Source organism: Parvibaculum sp., assembly GCF_035511255.1.
GTDB lineage: Bacteria > Pseudomonadota > Alphaproteobacteria > Parvibaculales > Parvibaculaceae > Parvibaculum.
Genome location: NZ_DATKFR010000171.1, coordinates 1 through 2170 on the forward strand (window position 1 = coordinate 1; position 2170 = coordinate 2170).

Below are 2170 nucleotides of genomic sequence, written 5' to 3' on the forward strand. Positions count from 1 at the left end.
GTCCAGACCAGCGAGGCGCGGTTGCCGACCATGGGCAGGATCGCGAAAGGCCCGCCGGGCAGGAAATATTCCTGCGCGACACCCTCATGCGGGCGCTCATGCTCGACGGTCGTGACGATGCCGGTCTGGCCGTAATCCCAGCCGATGGTGCGGATGCCCGCCGCCTCGCGCGTCGGCGAGGGGCGGCCATCGGCGGCAAAGCAGAGCTTCGCGCGGACCACCGTGCCGTCGGCGAGCGTCGCGGTCGCATGGGCCGCATCATAGGCGACCGACTTGACCGCATTCGGCGCGATCAGCCGGACGAGCGGCTGCCCCGCGATCGCCTTGCCGAGGGCGATGCGCGTATGCCGGTTCTCGATCAGATGGCCAAGCGGTTCGTCGCCGATCTCGGTGTGATCGAAATGAAGGAAAAGCGGCGACGCCCCTTCGCGGACGCGGCCGTCCGAAACGATGATGTCGTTGATCGGCTGCATCTGGCCCGCCAGATGCTTCGTGACGCCGAGCCGGTCGAACATGCGGCAGGAGGCAAAGGCGATCGCCGAGACGCGGCCGTCGAAACCGGCATCATGCGTCTTCGCCGGATCCTGCGCATCGATCACCGTGACGGTGAGACCGCCTTGCGCCAGCGCCAGCGCCAGCGGGAGACCCGCGAGCCCGCCGCCGACGATCAGAACATCGCTTTCGTAATCCGCTTTCATCATGGGGCGTGAGCCTCTAACGGATGGACGCCAAAGTCCAGCCCGCGCGGCAATTTGCCCTTCTCCGGATAGGGATTTAGCATCCGGACAAAACAGAACAACAGGAGGACGTCATGTCGGAAACACTGACCCGCGACGAGGGGGCCGCTCTGCCGACCGGCGCCGGATTGACCGCCCTCGACGAAACCTATCGCGAGGATATTCATCGCGTGCTCGACAGGCTGCGCGAAGAGGCTCCGCTTCATCGCGACCGGGAACTCGGCCATGTCTTCGCGACGCGGCACGACGACGTGAAGGCGGTGCTGCGCGACCGCGAGATGCTGGTCGATCCGCGCACCGCGCTGGCCGACGATTACGTCCGCCTCTTCGCGCCCGACGCCGATAGCGAGAGCTACGAGCCGAGCATGCTCTTCCTCGACGATCCCGATCACAAGCGCTTGCGCGGCATCGTGAGCCAGGCCTTCAATCCGCGTTCGATCGAGGCGATGCGGCCGCGCATCGAGGCGATCGCGGCGGAACTGCTCGACGCGATGGAGGGAAAGTCCGGGGTCGATTTCATCGCCGCCTATGCGGCGCCCCTGCCGACCATCGTCATCGCCGATATGCTGGGGGTCGAGCGCGAGCGCCGCGCCGACTTCAAGCGCTGGTCTGACGACATCGTGCAGATCTTCGATCCGATGCGAAGTCCGGAGACGACCGAGCGTATGAACGCCTCGCAACAGGCGATGCGCGACTACTTCACCGCGACCATCGCGGCGCGCCGCGCCAATCCCGGCACGGATCTCGTGAGCGATCTGATCCGCGCCGAAGAGGAAGGCGCGAAGCTCTCGAACCGCGAGGTGCTGACTATGTGCACCCTGCTCCTCACCGCCGGCAATGTGACGACGACCGATCTCATCGGCAACGGCGTCCACGCACTGCTCACCCATCCGGCCGAGCTCGCAAAGCTGAAATCCGATCCCTCGCTCATCGTCAACGCTGTCGAGGAAATGCTGCGCTACGACAGCCCCGTGACCGACTCGGGCCGCCACCCGGCCCGGGACATGACCGTGGGCGGCTGTCCGATCGAGAAGGGCCGCACGGTGACGACCTCTCTCGCCGCCGCCAATCACGACCCCGCCGTCTATCCGAAGCCGCACGTCTTCGACATTTCGCGCACGGACACGCATCACCATTCCTTCGGCGGCGGCGTCCATATCTGTCTCGGCGCGCCGCTCGCGAGGCTCGAGGCGCAGATCGGGATTTCGATGCTCATCGCCCGCTTCCCCGGCATCGCGCTCGGACGGGAGGCGCCGGTGCGGCGGCACCTGCCCTCCTTCCGCGGCTTCGAACGCATGGTCGTGACGCTGTGACGCAAGGCTGGAACGAAACGACGACGGCGCTTCAGTTCGGCCGCCTCTTCGAGGAGGGCAAGGCCGACCCGCGCGAGGTGACGGATTTCTTTCTCGACCGCGCCGAAAAGGAAGACCCGG

At 66.4% G+C, this 2170-nt stretch carries 2 protein-coding genes; one reads left to right on the top strand and one right to left on the bottom strand.

Features of this window, described 5'->3' with window-relative positions; translation table 11 throughout:
• On the bottom strand, positions 1-701 hold a 701-nt coding region (locus VMR03_RS06250; RefSeq protein WP_325403340.1), incomplete at its 3' end, for an FAD-dependent oxidoreductase.
• Positions 702-811: 110 nt separating this feature from the next.
• On the opposite strand from VMR03_RS06250, the gene VMR03_RS06255 reads away from it, so the two are divergent.
• Complete coding sequence (locus VMR03_RS06255; protein WP_325403342.1) at positions 812-2050, top strand: cytochrome P450; 1239 nt, start codon at positions 812-814, stop codon at positions 2048-2050.
• Positions 2051-2170: the final 120 nt, after the last annotated feature.

Coding starts and splice junctions, on each gene's coding strand:
- VMR03_RS06255 (WP_325403342.1), top strand. CDS start 812: ATGTCGGAAACACTGACCCGCGACGAGGGGGCCGCTCTGCCGACCGGC.